Source organism: Micromonospora sp. NPDC049799, assembly GCF_040656655.1.
GTDB lineage: Bacteria > Actinomycetota > Actinomycetes > Mycobacteriales > Micromonosporaceae > Micromonospora.
Map to the genome: position 1 here is coordinate 1 of NZ_JBFAMU010000637.1, position 2,514 is coordinate 2,514.

Below are 2,514 nucleotides of genomic sequence, written 5' to 3' on the forward strand. Positions count from 1 at the left end.
CCCGCCGGCAGGTTGGCACCCGGCACGCGCTGCCGCACGCCGGGCGGTGCGAAGGCCTGCGGCGGCCCGCCGGACCCGGCGAGGCCGTTCGGGGTGCCGTTCGGTACGGGGCGACGGGGCAGGCCGTGGGGAGTGGTCGTGGACGTGGGTGGGACGCCGAGGTCGGCCGGCGGGCGACCGGCGACCGGCAGGTCGCGGGTGGCCTCGTGGCCCGCCACGCTGATCTCCAGGAAGGCGGTGCCACCGGTGGAGCCACCCGTCGCGGCGGCCGGGCGCGGGTCGCTGCCGCCCGCGCCGAACGCGTCCCAGGGCGTACCGGACTCCATGCTGCGGGTGGCCCGGCTGAGCAGGACCGGATCGAAGCCGTGCGACGGGACGTCCGGCTCCCCGCCGTCCGGCGGTGCCTCCGGTGCGGCGCCGACGGCGGCCAGGGTCCGCCCGCCCCGCGCGGTGTCCAGGATGCCGGCCGGGGACCTGCGGTCCCGCCCCGGGACGGTTGCCCGGGCGACGGTCACTCCGGCGCGGTCCGCCCGGCGGATCACCAGGGCCGACTGGGGGATCTCCAGATGGGCGGTCAGGCCGCCCCCGGCGGTCGGTACGAGATCGACCGACCAGCCGTGCCGGCGGGCCAGTCGGCCCACCACGAAGAGGCCCAGCACCTCGGTCGGCGCCAGGTCGAGTCGTTCGCGCCGGGTGAGCCGGGCGTTCTCCTCGGAGAGCCGCTCCTCGGTCATCCCGATGCCGTGGTCGACCACGCTGAGCCGGGCACCGATGCCGGTCGTCTCGCCGGCCACCGTGACACGCGTGTGCGGCGGCGAGAAGACGGTGGCGTTCTCCATCAGCTCGGCCAGCGCCAGGACCAGGTCACCGACCGTGCCGGGCGCCGCCGACACGCCTTGCGGGACCTGCACGTCCACCCGGGTGTAGTCCTCGATCTCGCCCAGCGCCAGCCGCACCACGTCCCCCAGCGGCACCGGTGCGACGTGCGGGTCGTCGCCGGCCGAGCCGGAGAGCACGACCAGGCTGCCGGCGTTGCGGCGCAGGCGGCTGGAGATGTGGTCGAGCCGGTACAGGTGCTCCAGCCGCCCGGGGTCGGTCTCCTGCCGCTCCAACCGGTCGATCAGCGCGATCTGCCGGCCGACGAGGTTCTGCGTACGCCGGCCGACGTGCCCGAACATCTGGGCGACGTTGCGCCGGCCGGCCACCTGCCGCTCGACCAGCCGGGCCGCCGTGGTCTGCACCCGGTCGAAGGCCCGCGCGAGGTCGCCGATCTCGTCACGGGCACGGACGTCGACGGGGTCGAGGCGGACCGGTTGGGCGTTCTCCGTCTCGTCGTCGGCGACCCGGGTCAGCTCGGATTCGGCGACCCGGGCCACCCGGTCGGCCGACCGGGTGAGCCGGGTCAGCGGCCGGGCCACCGTCCGGGCGACGGCCACGCTCAGCAGCACCACCACGGTGAGGATCAGCAGGGCCACCCCGCCGACCAGGTACGCGGCGATCAGCGCCCGCCGCTGCTCGGCGGTGACCTCGGCGATGACGTCCGCGACGATCTTCTTCTCGACGAACTGGCCGAGGGTGATCATCGAGCGGGACGACGGGAAGAGCGCGTCCAGCGGCACGTCCCTGATCGCCCCGATCGGGTCGATCACGCTCGCGGTGAGGAACTCGGGCGTGGTCCGCGCCTGCACCGCGGCGTCGTTGAGCAGCGCCAGCTTGTACTGCTCCGGCGTGATCAGGCTTCGGAACCGCAGGTTGTCGACCTGGAGCGCGGACATGCACGCGACGTACGCGGTGACCGCCGTCGGGGCCTGGGTGGCCTTGACGAGCACGATCAGCGTGGCGCAGGCACCCAGCCCCTCGTCGGCGCGCAGCAGCCCGTCCAGGGCGAGCACCTGTCGCCCGGCCGAGGTGTTGGTGTCGACGGTGAAGGGCAGCCGCAGGGACTCGATCAGCGCCATGTTGACCGGCCCGTAGGTGGCCATGATCTGGTCGGGGGTGGCGGTTCCCGCGAGGACCGAGGCCCGCAGGTCGGTCAGCTTGCGGACGCCGTCGAGCGCGGCGAGGACCCGCGCGGGCAGCGTGTCGCCCCGGGTGGCCCGCAGGTCGGCGACCCGGTCGTCCACGGTGGCCGACTTCTGCACCAGCTCGGTCCGGGTGACCCGGCCGAGCAGCAGGCCCACGGAGAGGATCCGTTCCTGTTGCAGGTCCTGGACGAGGGTGCCGATGCGGCTGGCGACGCGGACCTGGTCGGCGATGTCGCCGGCCCGCTGCGCGGCGGCCACCCGGTCGAGCACCACCGGCACGGCGAGGCCCACCATGCTGAGCAGTGGGACCACCACCAGCAGGGCGAGCTTGCCCCGGATCCGGAGCCTACCGAGCAGCATCGAAGGGCCCCCACTGCGCGGATGCCGGCTCCCGGCCCGCACCGGCCGGCTGGAGTGGACGTGGCTCGGCCGGCCGGCCGGCCGGCGCCTGCCACTCCCTTGGCCTCCAGCACCACAACATCGGTCAGGT

Annotated in this window: 1 protein-coding gene; it reads right to left on the minus strand. The window is 74.9% G+C overall.

Translation table 11 applies throughout. The features are described 5' to 3' along the window. A partial coding sequence (locus tag AB0I76_RS27580) for a nitrate- and nitrite sensing domain-containing protein (RefSeq protein WP_357041364.1) occupies positions 1 to 2,384 on the minus strand: 2,384 nt, incomplete at its 3' end. Between the last annotated feature and the right edge of the window lie 130 nt (positions 2,385 to 2,514).